Below are 19863 nucleotides of genomic sequence, written 5' to 3'. Positions count from 1 at the left end.
GGCGACCGGATCACTTTGATGTCGCACCCGCTCTATGCGCCTGTATTTGAGGGAAAAATCAGCATGATGCTACAACAGGGGAGTCTCTGCTGATGTTTGGCATTCTCGACAGATATATCGGCCGGATCATTTTCATGTCGATCCTGCTGTGCGAAGTGACCCTGGTCGGTCTGGCTGCGCTCATCAAGTATGTAGAGCAGCTCAAGTCGGTTGGGGACGGCAACTACGACATGGTCAATGCGCTCTATTTTGTGCTGCTCTCCATGCCGAAAGAGGCCGTGCTCTTCTTCCCGCTGGCGGCCCTGCTGGGCGGTCTGATTGGTCTGGGCCAGCTCGCTACCAGCTCAGAGCTGGTGGTGATGCAGGCGGCGGGTCGCTCCAAGATCAGCATCGTCATGGCGGCGCTCAAGACGGCCATCCCGCTGATGATAGTGGTGGGCCTGATGGGCGAATACGTGGCGCCCATCGCCAAGCGGATGGCGGATGACATCAAGGCAGGAGCCCTGTCGGAAGGGCGCCTGACGGTTTCGGCCTATGGCGTCTGGGCTCGCGATGGCAACAACTTCGTCAATATCAACGGGGTGCGCAACGATGGCGCCCTGACCGGCATCACCCTCTATCGCTTCACTCCGGATCGCAAGCTCATCGACGTCATCCAGGCGCAGGAAGGGGTGTTCGAGCAACACCACTGGCTGCTCAAGCAGACGCAGGTGACCCGTTTCGATGACCCGACCCGGATCCAGAGCGAGCAGCATGAGAAGATGGAGTGGCGCTCCGAACTCACGCCCAAGCAGCTGGGGGTGGTGAGTGTCGATCCGGAGAACCTCTCGGTCTCCGGTTTGCAGGACTATATCGGCTATCTGGATGCCAACAAGCAGGATGCCGGTCGCTACAAGCTGGAGCTGTGGCGCAAGCTGCTGTCACCTCTCTCCGTGGTGGCGATGATCCTGCTGGCCTCCTCTTTCATTTTCGGCCCGCTGCGCTCGGTGAGCATGGGGGCACGGATGCTGATGGGGATCATGACCGGCTTCGCCGTCTACGTGAGCGATCGGGTGTTTGGCCCCGTCAGCCTGGTCTATTCGGTGCCCCCTATTCTGGCGGCCGTGGCCCCCAGTTTGCTGTTTGGTGGCATCTCCTTCTACATCCTCAGTCGCAAGCAGTAACTCGCTGTTTGAAATGCAAAGAGGGCACCCATCGGGTGCCCTCTTTCGTTGCTGCCGGTGTGAATTACTTGTTCAGCAGCTCCAGGTTGGCCTGTTTGTCCAGCACCACGACCCTGCATTCGGCCCAGATATCCTGGAAGGCACGCGGCTCCTTGCGGTTGAACAGGCACATCAGGTTGCCAAGACCGAAGGCGGCTGTGGCGAGGCGGATCAGCGCCTGGGTGATGCGAATGTTGCTGCCATCTTCATTCTGGATGCGCAGACGCCAGGCGCGCATGCCGATGGTCTGGCCGGCGCGGGTCCAGAACCAGGTGTAGAAGCCGCAGATGACGAAGGCGAGCCAGAGGGTGTAGATCAGGCTGTAGCGGTGGCGGGTCAGCAACCAGAGGGAATCTTCTCCCGCCGGCACGCTGGCCATGCCGGTCACCAGCAATAATTTGGCCACCGCCATGCCGATAAAGCCGGCAATGATGAGCAGGGAGGTCACCACCAGAGCGTCATAGATCAGGGCGCCGAGACGGCGCAGCAACCCGGCAGACGGGTAGCCTGGTGTAGTGGAAGAGGGGGGCGTTTGTTGGACTTGTTTGCGCTTGGCCATCGTTTTTATTCCATTAAGATGATGGCGGCATTCTATGTAACTGATCCTGTATCGGCAAGGCGTTGAATAAATGAACAAATAGGTGCGGGCAATAGAAAAACACCTTGCATGGTATCGCGCCATTCGTATAATTCCCCGCAGTTGCCCGGGTGGCGAAATCGGTAGACGCAGCGGATTCAAAATCCGCCGGTGAATAACCGTGTCGGTTCGAGTCCGACCCCGGGCACCATCAAATTCATGACAAAAGGCCATCAGCAATGATGGCCTTTTGTTTTTTTGTGCTCCGCGTTTGTTCCGTGCCGCCAGCACCATGGTGAGTTATCCCGTTATCCCGTTATCCCGTTATCCCGTTATCCCCACCTTTCGTATTTCCTGCATCGCTCCTCGAATAACCGATAAATAGCGACATTTACTCTCTATATCCGGTCACTATATCTTTTTTCACGATCATCAACCCAGCAGAGCAAACAGCAGGGTACCGAGTGTGCCGGCCAGCGTCATCAGGACGAGGCTCCCGGGCTTGCCATGGAGCTTGGTCCACATAAACAGACTGGTGAGGGCGAGCAGCAGCAGGGCCAGTGCGGCCAGATCGCCAAATAGCTGCCAGCCGAGGCCGGTGCCCATGCCCCGATGCAGCCGGTTGAGGCTGGCGGCAAAGTTGGCCTGCTGCCATTCGGTGCGCACCAACAGGGTACCTTCCACATAGCTGGCGGCGACGCTTTGGGTGAGGGTGACCGCGCGCATCTCCCAGCGGGCGGGCAGGATGAGCAAGCCGGTCGGGGTGGGCAGGGTCTGGACCGGCGTGATCATGGCGCGCCCTTCGTCAAAGCCATCCGGATAACGCTGGCGCAGCAGGGCTTGCAACGCCTCCGGGCTGGTCAGCGGCGCGTCCAGTGCTATCTCTTCGCTCGACTTCTCGGTATGGGGGCCCGGAATGGGCAGGACGGCCCTGTGTTGCAACCAGAGGCCGGTGAGGCCGTAGATCAGCATCAGGGTGAGGGTGAAAAAGCCGGCCCAGGCATGCAGGCGGCGCACCCATTTGTTGTTATGAAGGGGAAGTCGGTGTCGTTTCATGGTGTGGCGCGTCATAAAAAACTGGCCAGCATACGCCGGCCAGTGGGTCTGAGTGATGGGATCAGAAACGATAGCTGCCGGTCAGGTGCAGCTGGCGCGGCGTGCCCGGCATGATCTGGCTGGCACTGGTGGCGCTGACGAAGTAGTCGTGGTCGGTCAGGTTTTCGGCACTCAGCTGGGCCTCCCACTGCTGCCAGCGATAGCCAACACGGGCATCGAAGCGGGCATAGCCGGGCAGGGTGGTGGTATTGGCGTTGTCGGCGAAGCGATCACCCACGGCCGTCACCCCGGTTTCGCCGAACCAGCCCAGCTTGCCGCTTTGATAGCCGACAAACAGTTGGCCATTCTGGCGTGAGACGTTGCTCGGACGCTTGCCTTGCAGATCCGCGTCTGCCTTGACCTGCTCGGCATCCTGGATGGCGACGCCGCCCCGCAGATAGAGCTCGTCCGTCAGGCGGGCATGGGCGCTCAGTTCGACACCTTCGGTGCGTTGCAGACCGGTGAGGATCACTTTGGTGGGATCTTGCGGATCCTTGCTGCGCTTGTTGTACATCTCCAGCCGGTAGAGGGAGAGGGTGGTTGCCAGGCGGCCATCCAGCCAGTCGCTCTTCACGCCACTCTCATAGAGGCGGGTGTTCTGGGGATCCAGGTTGTTGTTCTGGTCTCCCGGCGTCAGCCCAATCAGCTCGCCACCCACGGGGGTGAACGTCTTGCTGTAGGAGGCGTAGAAGGCGTGCTCCTCGAGAGGATTCCATACCAGTCCCAAACGCGGGCTCAGGCTGGTGACCGAGCGGGTCTCTTCCTTGTTGAGGTCGTTGCGGCGGCTGGTGACGGTAAAGTCGTCACGGCGCAGGCCACCGACCAGATGCCAGTCGCCCAGGGTGAGTTGATCCTGCAGATAGAGGCCGACTCCGCGCACCTTGTGGCTGGCATCGCTGGTTAGCTTCATGGCGCCGTCATGGCGGGGCAGGGCCGATGGATGGTAAAGGCTGCCCACCGGGATGGGGGTCGCATTCTGGTAGAGCTTGGGGGTGCGCTCCTGCCAGCTCTGTTCCAGGCCGACCAGCAGACGATGGCCGACGGGACCAGTCTGCAGCTGGCCTTCCGCTTCGGTGTTGCTGATGAGGCTCCTGGCCTGCAGATCCTGCTGCCAGCGGGCGCGGGTCACCTTGTCCCCTTTCACGCTGGTGACATAGGTGTTGTCAAACTGGCTGTCGAGGGTGCTGTAGCCGAGTTGCTGGCGCAGTTGCCACTGTTCGTTGATATCCCAGGTGAGGCGGGAGCGGGTGGATTGCGCCACGTCGTCGATGAAGTCGCGGCTGGTGTCGCTGTAGACGAACTCCCGCGGCACATCGGCCGGGCGGCCGTTGACGCCGGGGATGCCGCGATCCGGGGTGCGATCATGCTCGTTGCGCTCGTATTGCACCAGCCAGTTCAGGTTGTCGCTGATCTCCCAGTTGGCAGAGGGGGCCAGCAGGGTGCGTTTGCCCTCCACACCATCGCGGAAGCTGTCGGTATCTTCCTGGGCCAGGTTGAGGCGCAGCTGCACCCGCTCGCTCGCTTCTCCGTTGAGGTCAGCGGCCAGACGCTGGCTGTCAAAGCTGCCCACCCTGGCGGTGACGCTGGATGCCTGTCCCTTCTGCGGCGTCTTGCTGACCCGGTTGATGATGCCCCCCGTGCTGCCACGGCCGTAGAGCACGGCCGCCGGCCCCTTGAGGACCTCTACCCGCTCTATGTTGCCGAGATCCCGGGTGTACTGCATGTCATCGCGAAAACCGTCGAGATAGAAGTCGTTGCTGGCACTGAAGCCACGGATATTGACGCTGTCGAAGCGGGTGTCGCCGCTGGCGTTGACCCCGGGAATGCCGCTCAGGGCCTCGCTCAGGGTGGGCTGGCCAAAGGCGGTCAGCTCGCTGGCCGAGACGCTGTCGATGGTCTGGGGGACCAGCTTGGCCGGGGTATTGGTGCGGGTGGCGGTGGCTACCTCTTGATGCTGGGTGCGTTTGCCTACCACTGTCAGGGTTTCATCGGCGGCCTGAGCCTGAAACGCCGAGCCAAACAGAGCCAGCGAAACCAGGGTTCTGCGAAAATGAGGGTGCTGCATGTTCAATGTTGATTCTCTAAATGTCGACCGAACGGCCTGAACTTGTTGATTTAGTTGTAATTAATTTTGACCCACATAAATGGGATCGCAATGATATTGATTTTCATTTGTGTGGCAAGTGAATTTGGGGAGATAGCGGGGGCGTCCGACGAAGGGCGAGATGAGTGGATAAAAAGGAAAGGTGCATCCAGCCCCCTGCGCAGGAGGCCGGATGCCGAGGGTCAACGGATATGCAGCAAGCGGGCGGTGAATACGTTGCTGGAGAACAGTCCATAGGCCAGCAGAGAAGCACCGAGCAGCAGCGGCACCTTGGTGATCTCCCACAGGAGGGACGCCTCCTGCGGGCCGAATACGAACAGCCACACCACCAGGATCATGTGCAGGCAATAGAGCCCGAGCACCTTGGGGGCCTGGCGTTCCAGCCAGCTGCCACGTCCCCAATCCGGGTTGGCCAGCAGCAGGCCAAACAGACCGAGAGCCCAGGGCACGGAACCGAGCAGAAAATCGTGGCGAGTGAGCGGTACCTGCGCCAGCTGATTGAGGGCGATAGCCTCCAGCGCATAGAGCCCCAGCCCCATGGCCAACAGTCGGCGGCTCATCCGGGTCGTGGGTTGCCAGGCTCGCGCGCGCAGCCGGGCCCCCAGAGCGACGAACAGCAGGGAGAAGAAAGGGCCGTTGCGGGTCAGGATGGGCCACTCGGCCCCCAGCAAGGGCTTGGCATAGGAACCGCCCAGCAGCGCCAGCAGATAGAGCAGGGCGCCTAAATAGAGTGCCAGCGTCGGTTTGCCCAGCCACTGGCACAGCGCCAGAATGCCCACGGCCAACACCAGAGCGGGCAGGAACCAGAGGTGGATCATGCCGCCGACCAGCCAGTCGTTGAGGGGATCGCCGAGCTGGAATTGCCACTGCCCGCGCAGGGACGCCAGATAGCCCTGATTGACGGCCTCCACAGGATTGAACGGCAGCAGCAGATAGAGAAGGCTCCAGGCCAGCCAGAGCAGCAGCAGGGGGCGGCAGTAGCGCCAGGCCACGCTCAGCGGTGCGGTGCCAGTCAGCTTGGGTTGCAGGAAATAACCGGCGCAGAGGAAGAACAGGGGCACGGCGAAGCGGCACAACTGGTTGATGAGTGCGCTGAGCCAGGGATAGGGAGCGCTCCCCCACAGGTCGGGGTTGAACGGATGGGCGAAGGGAGAGACATGGATGGTCATCACGGCCAGGATGGCCAGCACCCGCCCGCACTCGATACTGGATATTCGCATGTTTGCTCGGCGTCACAGGGTTGTGCCGGTACGCTAAAAGAGCCGCTCCATATTTTCAACCAGTTGATTTTACTAGTGTGAGTCTCGTTGTTGAGTCGTTACGTTTTGTAACCTGAAGGGGGCTGGTGTCCCCCGTGACGAGACCCGGATCCCGTCTTGGGGCGAGCGTCAGGCATGAAAAAGCGAGGCATTTGCCTCGCTTCCTGATGTCGTCATGGGGATCTTATTGGTTGCTCAACATGGCATTGCTGTTGGAGGCCAGCGTGGTGCGGCCCGAGGTCTCCAGCCAGGTTCTGATCCGCTTGGCATCGGCAACCCTGTCATTGGTGGTTTCGGCATTGAGCAACACCATGATCACGGGTTCATGATTGACCCTGGTCCCCAGCACCAGGCAGCGGCCCGCCTCGCGGATATAACCGGTCTTGGAGAGGGTGAATTCCCACTGCCCCTCGCGGATCAGTCGGTTGGAATTGAGGTAGTGCAGCTGGCGCTTGTTGGTACGCACATAGCTCTGATCGTCGGTGGAATACTGGCGGATCAGTGGATAGGCGGAGGCGGCGACGGCCAGCTTGGCGAGATCCTGGGCGGTAGAGACATTGCGCGGATTGAGGCCTGTGCTGTCGGCGTAGCGGGTGTTCCACATCCCCAGCATGCGGGCCTTGGCATTCATCGCCTCGATAAAGGCGCGCTGCCCTCCCGGATAGTGGCGGGCGAGGGCCGAGGCGGCGCGGTTCTCTGACGACATCAGGGCGATGTGCAGCATTTCGGCCCGGCTGAGGCGAGTGCCGATGGCCAGTCGTGAGCCCGTGCCCTTGATGCGGTCTATGTCGGCATTGGTGACCGTCAACGTCTCGTTGAGCCGTTGGTTCGCATCCAGCACCACCAGCGCGGTCATCAGCTTGGTGAGGGAGGCGATGGGCATGACCCGGTTGCCATTGCGCTCGGAGATCACCTCGCCGGTTCTGTGGTTGGCCACCACGAAGGCGGCCGAACTGAGGTTGGGAATGTCCCGTCGTTCGAGAAAGCCGCCGTTACCGTGACCGCTGGCGGAAAAAGGGTTGGCATGGGCACTGTCCATAGTGGCCGGCAGCATCGCTGCGCCAAGCAACAGGGGGAGGAGGGAACGCATCATCATGATCTGCTCTACCGGACGAAATTCAGGGATAACTCGCTAAGTTATATGTCGCGAATTGACGCTTCACAATGCTTCTTGCCTTGATCCTGACAATTTACTGCTTTAAGCCGTCCGTTCAGGGTTTGGACGGATTTTAGTGAGTCTTTTTTTGGCAGAAAGGATGCGAAAAAGGGACCTCATGATGCTCTTGCGGTCACTGGCGGTATTGCTGAAAAGGAAGAGTTTTTGGCAAGGAGCCGGATAGAGGGACGAGAGGGTGCTTAGATAAATGCCGCGCAATAAAAAGCGCGATGGCAGGCCATCGCGCTTGATGCCGGGAGGCTCGATCAGAAGTCGTAGCGGGCCGCCAGCTGGAAGTCATCCTGGTTGGCGGTCGCCTTGTTGGCCACGCTGTCCAGGTTGTTGATGCGGTACTCGCCGATCACCCGCAGGTTCTTGTTGAACTTGTACTGGGCGCCCAGGGTGTAGTAGTCCACGTTGTCCTTCTTGGTGCCGGCCTTGTCCTGCTCCTGCTTGTTCCACAGGGCCATTAGACCGAAGCCGTTTTCGAAGTTGTAGCCCAGTGCGGCTTCCCAGCCGGTGTGGTCGGTGCCGGTGGCCAGGAAGTCGCTGCCATCGGCATAGCTCAGGGCGGCATAGGCGGCCTTGTTGTCGAATTTGGCGGAGATCAGCCACAGCTTGGCATCCTCTTCGCCGCTCTTGTCACGCAGGCCGACGTTGTAGGCGGTACCCAGCGACAGATTGAACGGGAAGGTGTAGGCCAGGGCAGCGCCATAGGCGGCATCGCTATCCTTGCTGGTGGTCTCTTCGGTGTCACCGCCATCGAACTTGTAGCTGGTATCGATCTGGAAGCCGTTGAACAGACCGGAGTATTTCAGCACCGAGCCGGCGCGGTTGGTGGCGAAGGTATCGGTCTTGGCGCCCAGCGCATCGTTGCCATAGCCATCGGAGAGGGAAACATCAGTCCAGTCGGCCAGGAAGCCAGGTGCCCCCTTCTGGCGACCGAAGGTGACGCTGCCCCAGTCAGCCCCCACCCCGGCAAAGGCCAGACGGGTGCGCAGGTTGTCCGAGTTTTCGCTGATGGTCTTCTCGCTGTCGTTGATATACATCTGTACTTCGTACTGGGCCAGCGCCTTCAGACCCGTGTTGATCTGGGTCTCGGCCTTGGCGCCGAAGCGCACGAACTGGTTGGCGCCCTGCTTGGCACTGTAATCCTTGGTGCCGTTCGGGTTGGTGGCGTCGACACCTTCCTTCTTGTCCCCGAAGAAGTGGCCGGCATAGATGCGGCCATACAGATCCACCATGGTGGTGTCGTTTTTATACACTTCAACGGCTTGAGCCTGGAACGTGGCGGTCAGCGCCATGGCCACTACAGTCAGCTTTTTCATCTTAATCCCTTGTGTTGCAAGCTTTTGTTTGAAAGACGGGGCCATGCTAGAGAGGCGGCGTGACAGCGAGGTGACGAAGAGATGAAGAGGCGGTGTCAGTTTGATGTCACCTGGATGAATCACCCCCTTTTCGTGGCATAGGCGCCACTTTTATGCGCAAAGGTTTGCCCTTGTGGTAGAATGCCGCCCGTTTTTCGAGCTCCATAGGTTGGATATGCGATGAGACGTGAACTGGCAATCGAGTTTTCCCGAGTGACGGAAGCGGCAGCACTGGCTGGCTACAAGTGGCTCGGACGTGGTGACAAAAATATCGCTGACGGGGCGGCCGTTGCGGCCATGCGCCACATTCTCAACCAGATCGAGATCGATGGTGAGATTGTGATCGGCGAAGGCGAGATCGATGAAGCACCCATGCTCTACATCGGCGAGAAGGTGGGCACGGGTCACGGTGACGCGGTGGACATCGCGGTCGACCCCATCGAGGGCACCCGCATGACCGCCATGGGGCAGGCCAATGCGCTGGCGGTGCTGGCGGTCGGTGACAAGGGCTCCTTCCTCAAGGCCCCCGACATGTACATGGAAAAGCTGATCGTCGGGCCCAAGGCCAAGGGCGTGATCGATCTGGATCAGGCTCTCGAGCTGAACCTCAAGGCCGTGGCCAAGGCGCTGGGCAAGCCGCTCTCCCGCCTGACCGTCATTACCCTGGCCAAGCCGCGTCACGACAAGGCCATCAAGGAGATGCAGGGGCTGGGCGTGCGGGTGTTCGCCATCCCCGACGGCGACGTGGCCGCCTCCATCCTCACCTGCCTGCCGGATAGCGAAGTCGACATGCTGTACGGCATCGGTGGCGCGCCGGAAGGGGTGATCTCCGCGGCGGTGATCCGTGCCCTGGATGGTGATATGCAGGCTCGCCTGGTGCCCCGTCACCGGGTCAAGGGCGACAGCCCGGACGTGCGCGAGCTGGGCGAGCAGGAGATTGCCCGCTGCGAAGCCCTGGGCATCGACGTGAACAAGGTGCTCAAGCTGGAAGACATGGCGAAGAATGACAACGTCATCTTCTCCGCTACCGGCATCACCAAGGGTGATCTGCTGGAAGGCATCACCAGCGACGGCATCATGGCGACCACCGAGACCCTGCTGATCCGCGGCAAGTCCCGTACCATCCGTCGCATCAAGTCGATCCATTACCTTGAGCGCAAAGACAGCGTGGTGCGCGACATCATTCTGTGATGCTGATGCATTGAGCCGACTGGTTTGCTGCAAGCCCGATCGTCGAACGATCGGGCTTTTTCATGTCTGGCCGCTACTCTTGTCGATCGGCTTGGGCTATGGTGGCGGCACGGACCAGTTGGCATGGTGCCGGGTTAACGGCCACGGGAGGTGGTGATATGGAGTGTCGTGCCGGTTGCGCTGCCTGTTGCATCGCCCCCAGCATCAGCAGCGCGATTCCGGGCATGCCTGACGGCAAGCCGGCCGGGGTGCCTTGCGTGCAGCTCGACGAGCATCTGGGTTGCAAGATCTTCGAGTCGCCGGAGCGCCCTGCCGTGTGCGGTGGATTTCGCCCGATGGCGGATGTGTGCGGCAGCCACAGGGCCGAGGCCATCTGGCTGATCGGCGAGCTGGAGCGGTTGACGAACTGAGTTCTGAACAGAGTCGCAGATAAAAGAAAGAGGCCGCATTATGCGGCCTCTTGCGTTGCTCTTGGCCGATCAGATCCCGGCCAGTGCCAGGGCTTGACGGTAGTACTCGTTGGCCTTGTTGGTGAGGCGACGCTTGTCCATCAGCTGACCCAGGGCATGGTAAGCGGCAGCGCTCGGAGCCCGGGCCACCTCCTGTTCCAGCAGCTTCTGGGCCTCGTCCAGTTGGCCGGACAGCAGGTAGAGCTGGGCCAGCGCGGTGTCGACCTCGGGCTGGCCCTGCATTTTCTGCAGTTGCGCCAGCAGCGGCTGGTAGTTGTCGAGCTTGAGCCTGGGCAGTCGAGCCAGCAGCTGCGGCATGGCCTGTTTGCGCAGTGCCTCCTGCCACAGGGTGGCTGCCTCGCCATCGGCACCCAGCTGGCACAGCATGTCGCCGTAGCGCACCAGCAGCTCGGGCTCCAGGCGCAGTTTACGGGGCAGCTCCTGCCAGGTCGCCTTCAGGGTATCGAGGGACTCGGCGGCTTGCTGCAGGCGGCCACTCCAGGCCTGTTGCAGCAGATCTTCTTCCTGCTTGGGCGTCAGTTTGCCGACCTTGTGCAACACTGGGATCAGGTCGCATAGAGCGCTCCAGTCCTGGCGCGCCTGGTGTACCTGGCGCAGTTGATCCAGCACCATGGGGTGGCGCGGATTGAGGGCATAGACGGACTCCAGGGTCGCCAACGCGGTGTCGTACTGGCCCTGTTCGATCTGTAGTTGGGTCTGGGTCAGGGTCAGTGCCAGCTCGGCCTTGGGGTTCTCCTCCTGAGCCTTTTGCAGATACTGGTCGCGGCGGGCATCGTCACCCCTGGCCTGGGCCGCCTTGGCGGCGCTCAGGTAGTTGAGCAGCGGGGTGTCGCTGTTGCTGGCGCCCTTGATGAGCAACTTCTCGGCCTGGCTGTATTGGCCTTCGGCCATCGCCAGAGTGGCGGCCACCGTCTGTTGGTTGGCCTTGCGACGACGACGGGAGCCATACCAGCCCAGCGTCTTGCGGCGCAGACCGAATACCCGGCCCAGGATCCACTCCAGCAGCAGCAGGGCGCCGTAGAAGAGGATCGCCAGGATCACCGCGCTGGTGACGGAGGATTCGATGGTGTAGTTGCCAAGGGCAATCAGCACATAGCCCTTGTTACCCGAGGCTTCCGGACCAAACATCAGCCCTGCGACCATCACGGCAACCAGAATGATTATACGGATCATGGTGCCCTCCTCAGTTGCTGGCCAGAATGCGTTGCAGACGCTCGGTCAGCACCTGTTCCAGCATGGCCTGGGTCTTGAACTGATCCGGATAGTCGAACTGGATCTGTTCACCCTTGAGCTTGTCGATCTCGCCCAGCATGTAATGGGTGGCGCTGTGTTCGGTGTCGAAATACTGGTTTAGCCAGCGCTGGGCCTTGTCCAGGCTGTCTTCATAGAGTGCCTGCTGCTCGCGGTAAACGGCGAGCTGGGCCTGCAGCAGCTTGGTCTTGAGGTTTTCCCGCAGGAAGATCTCCTGTTGCGGGGAGAGCAGGGCCTCCACGGCACCATCGCGACGGCGGATAGTGATGAAATTCTCGGTGAACTTGACCCAGTTCTTCTTCAGGTTGCTTTCCCACTCATCCGGATTGGTGCTGACCGCCTGATCCGGTTCGGCTTTCGCCTCCGGCATGCTGACGGTGGAGAGGGGCAGCAGCTCGATCTGATCGGAGAGAGCGGCCAGCTTGAGGGTCAGCCCCTCGCGGTCGATGCGCGGCATCCCCTTGAGCTTGGCGATGTCTTCGGCCAGCGCCTTGCGGATCGGCATCAGGCTGGGATCGTTGAGGGCGGCGATGCGCTCGTCGGCGTTGCCCAGCAGGGTGATGGCGGAGACGAGGTCATGCTCCAGCCACAGCTTGCGGCCGGCCATGCGCACCAGGTATTCCGATTCGGCCAGCATCCAGTCGTTGGGACGCTTGTCGTTGAGATCCAGCACCCGGTTCTGCAGCCCCTGCATTTCGCCCTGCAAGCGCTGCTGGGTCTGTTCAAGGGCGGTCAGCTGTTCGGCATCCTTGTTGCTGCTCTGGTCAATCTTGCTGATGGCACTGGCCAGCTGCTGCTTGAGCTGGGCCAGCTCGGCCTGCTGGGCGACCGCATTCTTGTGGCCGTGCAGATAGAGGCCGCCGGTCAGGCCAAGCGCCAGCAGGATGGCAATACTACCCAGCACGGCACCGGAGCGGTTCTTGCTGCCATTGGCCGCAGCGGCCGGCTGTGGGGTCACCTGGGATTCTTGTTGTTCTGTCATTCCATCTTCCTCAGTTCCAGTGCGGCCATCAGGGCCTGGTTGGATGCACCTTGGGCAATCGTGATATGGATGAAGCCCGCAGCACTGGCCATCTCGGCCACGCGGGGGCTGGGGACCACCAGATGGCGGTCAAAAAGCCAGGGGTGCTGACGTGCGGGAACCAGCGCCAGCAGCCGTTGCAACAATTCGCCACTGGTGATGAGCAGGCTGTCCAGCCCGGCTGCCTGCCAGTGGCGCGTCAATGTTTCCCCGTCAAAGTCGGGGTAATGCCGTTCATAGGTTGCACAATAGTGCACCAGAGCACCGCGTGAGGCCAGCGTGCTGGCAATGAGATCCCGCCCGCCATTGCCACGCAGGATCAGCACCCGCTTGCCGCTTACCTGCTGCAGGGCAGGGAGGGCCAGCAGCCCCTCGCTGCGGGGATCGTGCGGGCAACTTGCACTGATGCCCGCCTCGGCGAACGCATCCACACTGGCCTGGCCGACCGCAAAGTACTCAATATGTGGCCAGGTCAGACCAGTTTGCAACAAAAAATCGTGAGCAAAATGAACGGCATGAATGCTGACGGCGATAACGATGTCTGCCTGTGCCAGCAGTTCGGGCAGGCGAGGGAGGTCGCTACCCGCCACGGTTTCCAGCAGCGGGCAGCAAAGCGGTGCGTGACCGTGCTGGCGCAGCAACTGCTCCAGCTCGGTGGCCTGGGCGGCCGGGCGCACCACCAGCGGGATCATGTACGGTAGACCTCGGCCAGGATGACGTCGGCACCGGCAGCCAGCAGGCGCTGGGCCAACTGTTCACCCAGGGCTTCCCCGTCGCTCACGGCGCCATGGATCTCGTCGCGGATCACCCGGGTACCATCCGGGCTACCCACCAGGCCCCGCAGCCAAATCTGCTCTCCTTCCACCAGCGCATAGGCACCGATAGGCACCTGACAGCCCCCTTGCAGGGCGCGGTTCATGGCGCGCTCGGTCAGCACCCGGGCGCGGGTCTCACTGTGCTCGAGCGGTGCCAGCAGGGCGTGCAGTTCATGATCGTCGAGGCGGCACTCGATGCCGACCGCGCCCTGGCCATTGGCCGGCAGGCTCTGCTCCGGTTCGATGAAGGCGGTGATACGGTGATCCATCTCAAGCCGTTTCAAGCCGGCGGCGGCCAGGATGATGGCGTCGTATTCGCCGGCATCCAGCTTGGCGAGGCGGGTGTTGACGTTGCCGCGCAGGTCGCGGATCACCAGATCCGGGCGGGCGGCGCGCAACTGGCACTGGCGGCGCAGGCTGGAGGTACCGACCACAGCACCCTGCGGCAGCTCGTCGATGGCCTGAAAACGGTTGGAGACAAACGCATCGCGGGGATCTTCCCGTTCGCAGATGGTGTGCAGGCCGAGCCCCTCCGGGAACTCCACCGGCACGTCTTTCATGGAGTGGACGGCGATGTCGGCACGTCCTTCCAGCATGGCAGTCTCCAGCTCCTTGACGAACAACCCTTTGCCGCCGACTTTGGCGAGCGGGGTATCCAGGATCTTGTCGCCCTGGGTGCTCATGGGAACCAGCTCGACCCTTAGCTCGGGATAGAGGGCTTCCAGCCGGTCTTTGACGAAGTTGGCCTGCCACAGGGCCAATGGGCTCTTGCGAGTGGCAATTTTCAGGGTTCGGGCTGCCATATCAATCAGTTGTTTTATCTTTATGAAGGAAATCGATATTACCACCCTTTGCCCGGGCTTTCATGGCGGAGCCGCCAAAAGCGGGGGCAAGCTCAAAAAGGACCGCTGAAAATGATTTTCATTAAGTTGGTTGTGCATTCTAAACATTTGAATATTAATTAATTTATTGTTTTCTCCTGATACTGTTTAGCGACATCTAATAAATAATCCCGGGATTACATGCGGGCTTGTTTACCACTGCTGTTTGCATTGTTAACATGATCACACTTTTTTGACGTCTCCCCATTTTGGTGCGTCATTTCCCATCTCGATATAGGCAGGTCATTGCTGGCAAAACTCGATACGCTGGTGGCGCGTTATGACGGACTAAATCGTCTCAAGACGCAACGGGCGTTAGGTCTCATGAGTCGCTACGGACAGCAGGTCTTCCAGCTGTTACCCGTCATGCTGCACTTCAATCACCCCCTGCTGCCCGGTTATGTGGCGGGTGATGTGCCCCATGGTATCTGGAGTTTTACTGCCAACGAGGCCCAGCAGGCCTTCATCCAGGATCTCTGCCAGAACGCCAACTGCCAGAATGGCCTCGCCACCCATGACAAGTCGATCCAGGGGCTCTACTCCATGGGCAGCACCTCGTCCATCGGCCAGTGTTGTCACTCGGACCTCGATATCTGGGTCTGCCATGTGGCCGGTCTGTCGAGTGAGCGACTCGCTCTGCTGGAGCTCAAGTGTCAGCACCTGTCGAAATGGGCGGAGCAGCGGGGGGTCGATCTCAACTTCTTCCTGATCCCCGAAGACAAGTTCCGCCAGCGCAACGATGCCCAGGTGCAGGGGGAGAGCTGCGGCAGTGCCCAGCACCTGCTGCTGCTCGACGAGTTCTATCGCAGTGCCATGATGATCGCGGGCAAGCGGTTGCTCTGGTATCTGGTGCCTGCCGAATACGACGATCACTACGACGAGTACGTCAACGGTCTGTTTGAAAGCGGTCAGCTCAATCAGGATGACTGGCTCGATTTGGGCAGTTTCAACCGGATTCCGGCCGAGGAGTACTTCGGCTCGGCCCTGTGGCAGCTCTACAAGGGGATCGATTCCCCCTACAAGGCGGTGCTCAAGTCGGTGCTGATGGAGGCCTACTCCCACGAGTATCCCAATACCCGTCTGTTGTCGGTGATCGGTCGCGACTGGTTCCAGCACAACGAGGGGATGCACTACCGGCTCGACAACTACTGCCTGATGCTGGACAAGGTGACCAACTACCTCAAGTCCATCGGCGACATGGCCCGGCTCGATCTGGTGCGCCGCTGCTTCTACCTCAAGGTGTGCGATGGCCTCAGCCATCCCAAAGAGGAGCATTCGCCGGACTGGCGTCGTGAACAGATGAGTCAGCTGGTGGCCTACTGGGGATGGAGTCACGAGAAGCTGTATCAGCTGGACCATCGCCATGAGTGGAAGGTCGAAGAGGTCAAGATAGCCCACGCCGAGTTGCTGGAAGCCCTGATGCTGAGCTATCGCAACCTGATCCAGTTCGCCCGGCGCAACAACATCAGCGAGTCGATCAACCCGGAAGACATCGGCATCTTGTCGCGCAAGCTCTATGCCGCGTTCGAGAGTCTGCCGGGCAAGGTGCAGCGGGTGAACCTCAAGATAGCGCCGGACTTGAGCGAGCCGGATCTCAGCTTCGTGCAGGTGCCCCACGGCCGCCTCAATCGTGCCGGTTGGTACCTCTACAAGCATTCGCTGGAGCCGGTGGATATCATCGGGCGGGCGCCGCTTGAGTTCAACAGCTACATCAGCAAGCTGGTGGCCTGGGCCTATTTCAACGATCTGCTGACGCCGCAATCCCGGGTGCACCTGTTCAATCAGGGTTCGGATCTGCACATCGACAACCTGCACCAGTTCTGTCGCGATCTCTCCGGCTGCTTCCCCGAGAAGTATCCGCTCGCCACCAACCTGGCCCTCAGTCGCCCCTGCGAGATCCGCCAGTTATCCATTTTCCTGAACCTGGAAGTGGATCCCTCCAGTCACTGGGTGGGACAGGTGATCGAGTTCGACGCCAATACGGTGGATGTCTTCTCCTTTGGCCGCAATCAGGAGTGTCTGGTGGGCTCGGTGGATCTGGTCTATCGCAACTCCTGGAGCGAGATCCGTACCCTGCATTTCCAGGGCGACGAGGCCGTGGTGGACGCTCTCACCACCATTCTCGGCAAGATGCACCAGGATGCCGCCGCCCCCGAGATGATCGAGGTGTTCTGCTACAGCCAGCACTTCCGCTCCCTGGTTCGCTCCCGCTTCCAGAGTCTGGTGGCGGAGTGCATCGAGCTACGACTCGCCCGCGACAAGCAGCAACTGGTCAAGACCATGGCGCTGGGTAAGGAGAAGTACGGCATCTTCTTCGAGCGGCGCGGCGTGTCGGTCAAGAAGCTGGAAAACGCCATCGACTTCTACCGCCACATCTCCCACAACAAGCTGGATCACCTGCCGCTACGGCTCGACAAGACCCACAGCCAGCATCTGCCAAGCATCGTCGATGCCTATGCCAGCGAGGGGTTGGTGCAGTTCTTCTTCGATACCCGGGATGCGGGTACCAATATCTACATCCTGGATGAGGCGAACAGGGTGGAGGTGTACCAGCACTTTGCCGGCAACAAGGATGAGCTGGTGACCGGGGTCAACCGTTTCTATACCTCCAGCCACGAGCGCTTCAGCGACGATGGCCAGTTCATCAACTTCAACCTGCCCCAGTATTACGAGATAGTGCAGCAGGGTGGCGAGCTGGCGGTGATCCCCTATCGCAGCCAGGGAACGGGACGGGAACAGACCCCGCCAACCCGGGATGTGGGTTGATATGGGCGAGTGTCCCATCGCACGACACCAATAAAAACGGCCTGCTGATGCAGGCCGTTTTTATTGGGCGTGTCTCGCCATCAGGCGCCGAGACGGGCCAGCAGCCAGTGCCGGGTGTCATCGAGCTGCGGTCGGCTGATCTCGTGGCGCATGGGGTACTCGTGCCACTCGGGGGAGAGCCCCGCCGCCTCCAGCCGGTTCTTGGCATCCCAACCCAGCGACAGGCTCACCACATCGTCGTAGATGCCGTGCATGTAGCAAATCGGCAAGGTACGAGCGGCCTCGCTCATCTCGCCGGCCAGTGCATCGGGCACTGCCAGATAGGTGGACATGCAGAGCAAGCCCGCCAGCGTCGCCGGATAACGCAAGGCGGTGAAGGAGGCGATCACCCCGCCCTGGGAGAAGCCGGCCAGCACGATCCGCTCGGGAGCAAACCCCTCGGCCACCAGCTGGTCCAGCAGGCTGGCGATCTGGGCGGCGGATTCGCGCACATGGGACTCCACGGCCCGCTCGGCCGGATCCTCGAAGCTCCTGATGTCATACCAGCCGCGCATCTTGTACCCCATATTGATGGTGATGGGGCGTTCGGGCGCATCGGGCAGCAGGTGACGTACCGGCAGATCGACGGGCAGATCCAGGGCATCCACCAGCGGGGCGAGCCCGGCGCCGGAATCCCCCAGGCCGTGCAGCCAGATCACCGCATGACGAGCCCCCTCGGGGTGGAGATCGATCATGGCAGGTTGCGCCATCATGGGAACTGGACGGGTTCGCCCGCCTGGGCGCTGCAGGCCTGGCTCAGCAGGGCCTTGAGCTCGTGACCGAAGCGGTTGTCGATCCAGGTTTCACCTTGCAGCTCGAAGTGGAAGCCGTTCTCGCGGGTGGCCACCCAGATCTGGTGCAGCGGCTCCTGCTTGTTGATGATGACCTTGGTCTTGTTCTCGAACGACAGGGTCAAGACGCCCCCGTTGCGTTCGCAGTCGATATCCGGATACCCCTCGTCGAGTGTGTCTTCCACATACTGGAAAAAGGCGTCGGTCAGGGCGTGATACTCGTGATCCTTCATCGGTTTATCCTGTTGCTTTTAACAATGTGAGTGCGATTATAGAGGGCCAAAAATTTTTTCGCAGCGAACCATTATGATTACCCAGTTCACCAAGTGTCTGCTTGCCACTCTTCTCTCTCTCGGGTTGGCCGCCTGCGGTCTGAAAGGGCCTCTCTACATGCCGCCCTCCGAGCAGCCCCAGAGCCAGAGTACACCGCAAACGGCACCGCCTGCGACCTCAGAGGCTGCCACCGAGGCCGCACCGCACTAAATTCAGGAAGGAACCGCCCCTTGGATCACTTTAACTACGACGCCGACGGCCAGCTTCAGGCCGAACAAACCTCGCTGCAACACCTTGCCGAGCAGTACGGTACCCCGCTTTACGTATACTCCCGCGCGACCCTCGAGCGTCACTGGCACGCCTTCGACAAGGCGGCCGGCGATATTCCCCACCTGATCTGCTATGCGGTCAAGGCCAACTCCAACCTGGCGCTGCTCAATCTGCTGGCCCGCCTGGGTTCAGGGTTTGACATCGTCTCTGGCGGCGAGCTGTCGCGGGTACTGGCGGCGGGGGGCGATCCGGCCAAGGTGGTCTTCTCCGGGGTGGCCAAGAGCGAAGCCGAGATGCGCCTCGCGCTGGATAAAGAGATCCTCTGTTTCAATCTGGAATCGGAAGCCGAGCTGGAGCGTCTGAACCGGGTGGCAGGCAGCATGGGCAAGAAGGCCCGGGTGTCGGTGCGGGTCAATCCGGATATCGATGCCGGCACTCATCCCTATATCTCCACCGGCCTCAAGCAGAACAAGTTCGGCATTCCCATCGAACAGGCCCCCGCCATCTATCGCAAGGCGGCGGCCATGGCCAACATCGAGATCGTCGGGGTGGATTGTCATATCGGCTCCCAGCTCACCGAGCTCAATCCCTTTATGGAGGCCGCGGACAAGCTGCTGCGGCTGATCGACGAGCTGGCGGCAGACGGTATCCGCATCCATCACCTGGACGTGGGGGGCGGCCTTGGGGTCAACTATGGCGCCGAGCAGCCACCTCATCCCACCGAGTATGCCGAGGCGCTCAAGCAGAAGCTGGCCGGCCGCGACCTGACCCTGTTGTTCGAACCGGGCCGTGCCATCGTCGCCAATGCCGGCGTGCTGCTGACCCGGGTCGAGTACCTCAAGCCGGGTGAGACCCGCAATTTCGCTCTGATCGATGCAGGTATGAATGACATGCTGCGCCCGTCCCTCTACGGCGCCTGGATGAACATCATCGAGGTGGATAGCCGCGCCGGCCATGCCTCCGCGCTGTACGACGTGGTGGGCCCGGTGTGCGAGACCGGCGACTTTCTCGGTAAGGAGCGCACCCTGGCGATCGCCGAGGGCTCCCTGCTGGCGGTGCGTTCCGCCGGTGCTTATGGCTTTACCATGTCATCCAACTACAACACCCGTCCCCGTGCGGCCGAAGTGTTGGTGGATGGCGCCCAATCGTTCCTCATCAGGGAGCGTGAACAGTTGGCCGATCTCTGGCGTGGTGAGCACCTGGTGCCCTGACGCCGTGCCCTGAACAGAAGAGCGTGACTCAGCTCGCGCTCTTCGGGATGCCGGGGCTTTGGATAACGACTTCACTGTGTTTGTCGAGCTTGGGTTCGGTGAGCATTTACGCCCTAACGGCACA

Annotated in this window: 18 protein-coding genes and 1 tRNA gene; 7 read left to right on the top strand and 12 right to left on the bottom strand. The window is 61.0% G+C overall.

Going from position 1 to position 19863, the window contains the following annotated elements; all coding sequences use genetic code 11:
• Nucleotides 1–92 precede the first annotated feature (92 nt).
• On the top strand, nucleotides 93–1163 hold the full coding sequence (gene lptG, locus MRK42_RS19910; RefSeq protein WP_042025012.1) for an LPS export ABC transporter permease LptG: 1071 nt from the start codon (nucleotides 93–95) through the stop codon (nucleotides 1161–1163).
• Nucleotides 1164–1227: 64 nt separating this feature from the next.
• Here the strand turns inward: lptG and MRK42_RS19905 are convergent, their stop codons facing one another.
• Nucleotides 1228–1761 (bottom strand): RDD family protein, encoded by a 534-nt coding sequence (locus tag MRK42_RS19905; protein WP_354688584.1) that lies wholly within the window; start codon nucleotides 1759–1761, stop codon nucleotides 1228–1230.
• Nucleotides 1762–1904: 143 nt separating this feature from the next.
• Here MRK42_RS19905 and MRK42_RS19900 point away from each other — a divergent pair.
• Nucleotides 1905–1990: transfer RNA gene (locus tag MRK42_RS19900), tRNA-Leu, on the top strand.
• Nucleotides 1991–2211: 221 nt separating this feature from the next.
• Here the strand turns inward: MRK42_RS19900 and MRK42_RS19895 are convergent.
• The 5 genes from MRK42_RS19895 to MRK42_RS19875 all read right to left on the bottom strand — a co-directional run bounded on the left by MRK42_RS19895 (nucleotide 2212) and on the right by MRK42_RS19875 (nucleotide 8721).
• Entirely contained in the window at nucleotides 2212–2835 is a 624-nt protein-coding gene (locus MRK42_RS19895; RefSeq protein ID WP_354688583.1) for a PepSY-associated TM helix domain-containing protein, read from the bottom strand.
• A 61-nt stretch (nucleotides 2836–2896) separates the two neighbouring features.
• Entirely contained in the window at nucleotides 2897–4939 is a 2043-nt protein-coding gene (locus tag MRK42_RS19890) for a TonB-dependent siderophore receptor (RefSeq protein ID WP_354688582.1), read from the bottom strand.
• 221 nt (nucleotides 4940–5160) lie between these two features.
• Nucleotides 5161–6198, bottom strand: coding sequence for an acyltransferase family protein (locus MRK42_RS19885; protein ID WP_354688581.1), 1038 nt, complete (start codon nucleotides 6196–6198; stop codon nucleotides 5161–5163).
• 223 nt (nucleotides 6199–6421) lie between these two features.
• A complete protein-coding gene (pbpG, locus tag MRK42_RS19880; protein WP_354688580.1) occupies nucleotides 6422–7333 on the bottom strand; it encodes a D-alanyl-D-alanine endopeptidase in 912 nt (303 codons plus the stop codon).
• A 326-nt stretch (nucleotides 7334–7659) separates the two neighbouring features.
• Nucleotides 7660–8721 (bottom strand): porin, encoded by a 1062-nt coding sequence (locus tag MRK42_RS19875; RefSeq protein WP_354688579.1) that lies wholly within the window; start codon nucleotides 8719–8721, stop codon nucleotides 7660–7662.
• A 219-nt stretch (nucleotides 8722–8940) separates the two neighbouring features.
• On the opposite strand from MRK42_RS19875, the gene glpX reads away from it, so the two are divergent.
• The gene (gene glpX, locus MRK42_RS19870) at nucleotides 8941–9951 is read left to right on the top strand and encodes a class II fructose-bisphosphatase (protein ID WP_026457183.1); all 1011 of its coding nucleotides are present in this window, start codon (nucleotides 8941–8943) and stop codon (nucleotides 9949–9951) included.
• Between the two features lie 158 nt (nucleotides 9952–10109).
• Nucleotides 10110–10361 (top strand): YkgJ family cysteine cluster protein, encoded by a 252-nt coding sequence (locus MRK42_RS19865; RefSeq protein WP_201941407.1) that lies wholly within the window; start codon nucleotides 10110–10112, stop codon nucleotides 10359–10361.
• 69 nt (nucleotides 10362–10430) lie between these two features.
• On the opposite strand, the gene MRK42_RS19860 is transcribed toward MRK42_RS19865, so the two are convergent.
• Genes MRK42_RS19860 through hemC form a run of 4 tightly spaced genes read right to left on the bottom strand, consistent with a single transcriptional unit; the run spans nucleotide 10431 to nucleotide 14311 of the window.
• On the bottom strand, nucleotides 10431–11594 hold the full coding sequence (locus MRK42_RS19860; RefSeq protein ID WP_216993528.1) for a heme biosynthesis HemY N-terminal domain-containing protein: 1164 nt from the start codon (nucleotides 11592–11594) through the stop codon (nucleotides 10431–10433).
• 10 nt (nucleotides 11595–11604) lie between these two features.
• Complete coding sequence (locus tag MRK42_RS19855) at nucleotides 11605–12654, bottom strand: uroporphyrinogen-III C-methyltransferase (protein ID WP_354688578.1); 1050 nt, start codon at nucleotides 12652–12654, stop codon at nucleotides 11605–11607.
• The gene (locus MRK42_RS19850; protein ID WP_216993530.1) at nucleotides 12651–13385 is read right to left on the bottom strand and encodes a uroporphyrinogen-III synthase; all 735 of its coding nucleotides are present in this window, start codon (nucleotides 13383–13385) and stop codon (nucleotides 12651–12653) included. The genes MRK42_RS19855 and MRK42_RS19850 overlap by 4 nt, the downstream gene beginning before the upstream one ends.
• Nucleotides 13382–14311 (bottom strand): hydroxymethylbilane synthase, encoded by a 930-nt coding sequence (gene hemC / locus MRK42_RS19845; RefSeq protein WP_216993531.1) that lies wholly within the window; start codon nucleotides 14309–14311, stop codon nucleotides 13382–13384. The genes MRK42_RS19850 and hemC overlap by 4 nt, the downstream gene beginning before the upstream one ends.
• Nucleotides 14312–14635: 324 nt before the next feature.
• Between hemC and MRK42_RS19840 the strand changes: the two genes are divergently transcribed.
• Nucleotides 14636–17155: a class I adenylate cyclase gene (locus MRK42_RS19840; RefSeq protein ID WP_354688577.1), complete on the top strand. Its 2520-nt coding sequence runs from the start codon at nucleotides 14636–14638 to the stop codon at nucleotides 17153–17155.
• An 80-nt stretch (nucleotides 17156–17235) separates the two neighbouring features.
• Here MRK42_RS19840 and MRK42_RS19835 read toward each other — a convergent pair whose 3' ends face one another.
• Together MRK42_RS19835 and cyaY are read right to left on the bottom strand one after the other, a co-directional pair.
• A complete protein-coding gene (locus MRK42_RS19835; RefSeq protein WP_354688576.1) occupies nucleotides 17236–17889 on the bottom strand; it encodes a carboxylesterase in 654 nt (217 codons plus the stop codon).
• Between the two features lie 14 nt (nucleotides 17890–17903).
• The gene (gene cyaY, locus MRK42_RS19830; protein WP_026457068.1) at nucleotides 17904–18218 is read right to left on the bottom strand and encodes an iron donor protein CyaY; all 315 of its coding nucleotides are present in this window, start codon (nucleotides 18216–18218) and stop codon (nucleotides 17904–17906) included.
• A 73-nt stretch (nucleotides 18219–18291) separates the two neighbouring features.
• Here cyaY and MRK42_RS19825 point away from each other — a divergent pair, with 73 nt between their 5' ends.
• Nucleotides 18292–18468, top strand: a complete 177-nt coding sequence (locus MRK42_RS19825; RefSeq protein ID WP_354688575.1) for a lipoprotein — start codon at nucleotides 18292–18294, stop codon at nucleotides 18466–18468.
• Nucleotides 18469–18488: 20 nt separating this feature from the next.
• Complete coding sequence (gene lysA, locus MRK42_RS19820; protein ID WP_201941419.1) at nucleotides 18489–19739, top strand: diaminopimelate decarboxylase; 1251 nt, start codon at nucleotides 18489–18491, stop codon at nucleotides 19737–19739.
• Nucleotides 19740–19863: the final 124 nt, after the last annotated feature.

The sequence above is a fragment of the Aeromonas sp. 19NY04SH05-1 genome, from assembly GCF_040581895.1.
GTDB classification, from domain to species: Bacteria; Pseudomonadota; Gammaproteobacteria; order Enterobacterales; family Aeromonadaceae; genus Aeromonas; species Aeromonas enteropelogenes.
Note: the sequence above shows the minus strand (reverse complement) of the source record. Positions and strands in the feature narration are given on the sequence as shown.

What these genes read in the sequence shown, in the direction of transcription:
- lptG (WP_042025012.1), top strand. Translation starts at nt 93, where the DNA reads ATGTTTGGCATTCTCGACAGATATATCGGCCGGATCATTTTCATGTCG.
- MRK42_RS19905 (WP_354688584.1), bottom strand. Translation starts at nt 1,761, where the DNA reads ATGGCCAAGCGCAAACAAGTCCAACAAACGCCCCCCTCTTCCACTACA.
- MRK42_RS19895 (WP_354688583.1), bottom strand. Translation starts at nt 2,835, where the DNA reads ATGAAACGACACCGACTTCCCCTTCATAACAACAAATGGGTGCGCCGC.
- MRK42_RS19890 (WP_354688582.1), bottom strand. Translation starts at nt 4,939, where the DNA reads ATGCAGCACCCTCATTTTCGCAGAACCCTGGTTTCGCTGGCTCTGTTT.
- MRK42_RS19885 (WP_354688581.1), bottom strand. Translation starts at nt 6,198, where the DNA reads ATGCGAATATCCAGTATCGAGTGCGGGCGGGTGCTGGCCATCCTGGCC.
- pbpG (WP_354688580.1), bottom strand. Translation starts at nt 7,333, where the DNA reads ATGATGATGCGTTCCCTCCTCCCCCTGTTGCTTGGCGCAGCGATGCTG.
- MRK42_RS19875 (WP_354688579.1), bottom strand. Translation starts at nt 8,721, where the DNA reads ATGAAAAAGCTGACTGTAGTGGCCATGGCGCTGACCGCCACGTTCCAG.
- glpX (WP_026457183.1), top strand. Translation starts at nt 8,941, where the DNA reads ATGAGACGTGAACTGGCAATCGAGTTTTCCCGAGTGACGGAAGCGGCA.
- MRK42_RS19865 (WP_201941407.1), top strand. Translation starts at nt 10,110, where the DNA reads ATGGAGTGTCGTGCCGGTTGCGCTGCCTGTTGCATCGCCCCCAGCATC.
- MRK42_RS19860 (WP_216993528.1), bottom strand. Translation starts at nt 11,594, where the DNA reads ATGATCCGTATAATCATTCTGGTTGCCGTGATGGTCGCAGGGCTGATG.
- MRK42_RS19855 (WP_354688578.1), bottom strand. Translation starts at nt 12,654, where the DNA reads ATGACAGAACAACAAGAATCCCAGGTGACCCCACAGCCGGCCGCTGCG.
- MRK42_RS19850 (WP_216993530.1), bottom strand. Translation starts at nt 13,385, where the DNA reads ATGATCCCGCTGGTGGTGCGCCCGGCCGCCCAGGCCACCGAGCTGGAG.
- hemC (WP_216993531.1), bottom strand. Translation starts at nt 14,311, where the DNA reads ATGGCAGCCCGAACCCTGAAAATTGCCACTCGCAAGAGCCCATTGGCC.
- MRK42_RS19835 (WP_354688576.1), bottom strand. Translation starts at nt 17,889, where the DNA reads ATGATCGATCTCCACCCCGAGGGGGCTCGTCATGCGGTGATCTGGCTG.
- cyaY (WP_026457068.1), bottom strand. Translation starts at nt 18,218, where the DNA reads ATGAAGGATCACGAGTATCACGCCCTGACCGACGCCTTTTTCCAGTAT.
- MRK42_RS19825 (WP_354688575.1), top strand. Translation starts at nt 18,292, where the DNA reads ATGATTACCCAGTTCACCAAGTGTCTGCTTGCCACTCTTCTCTCTCTC.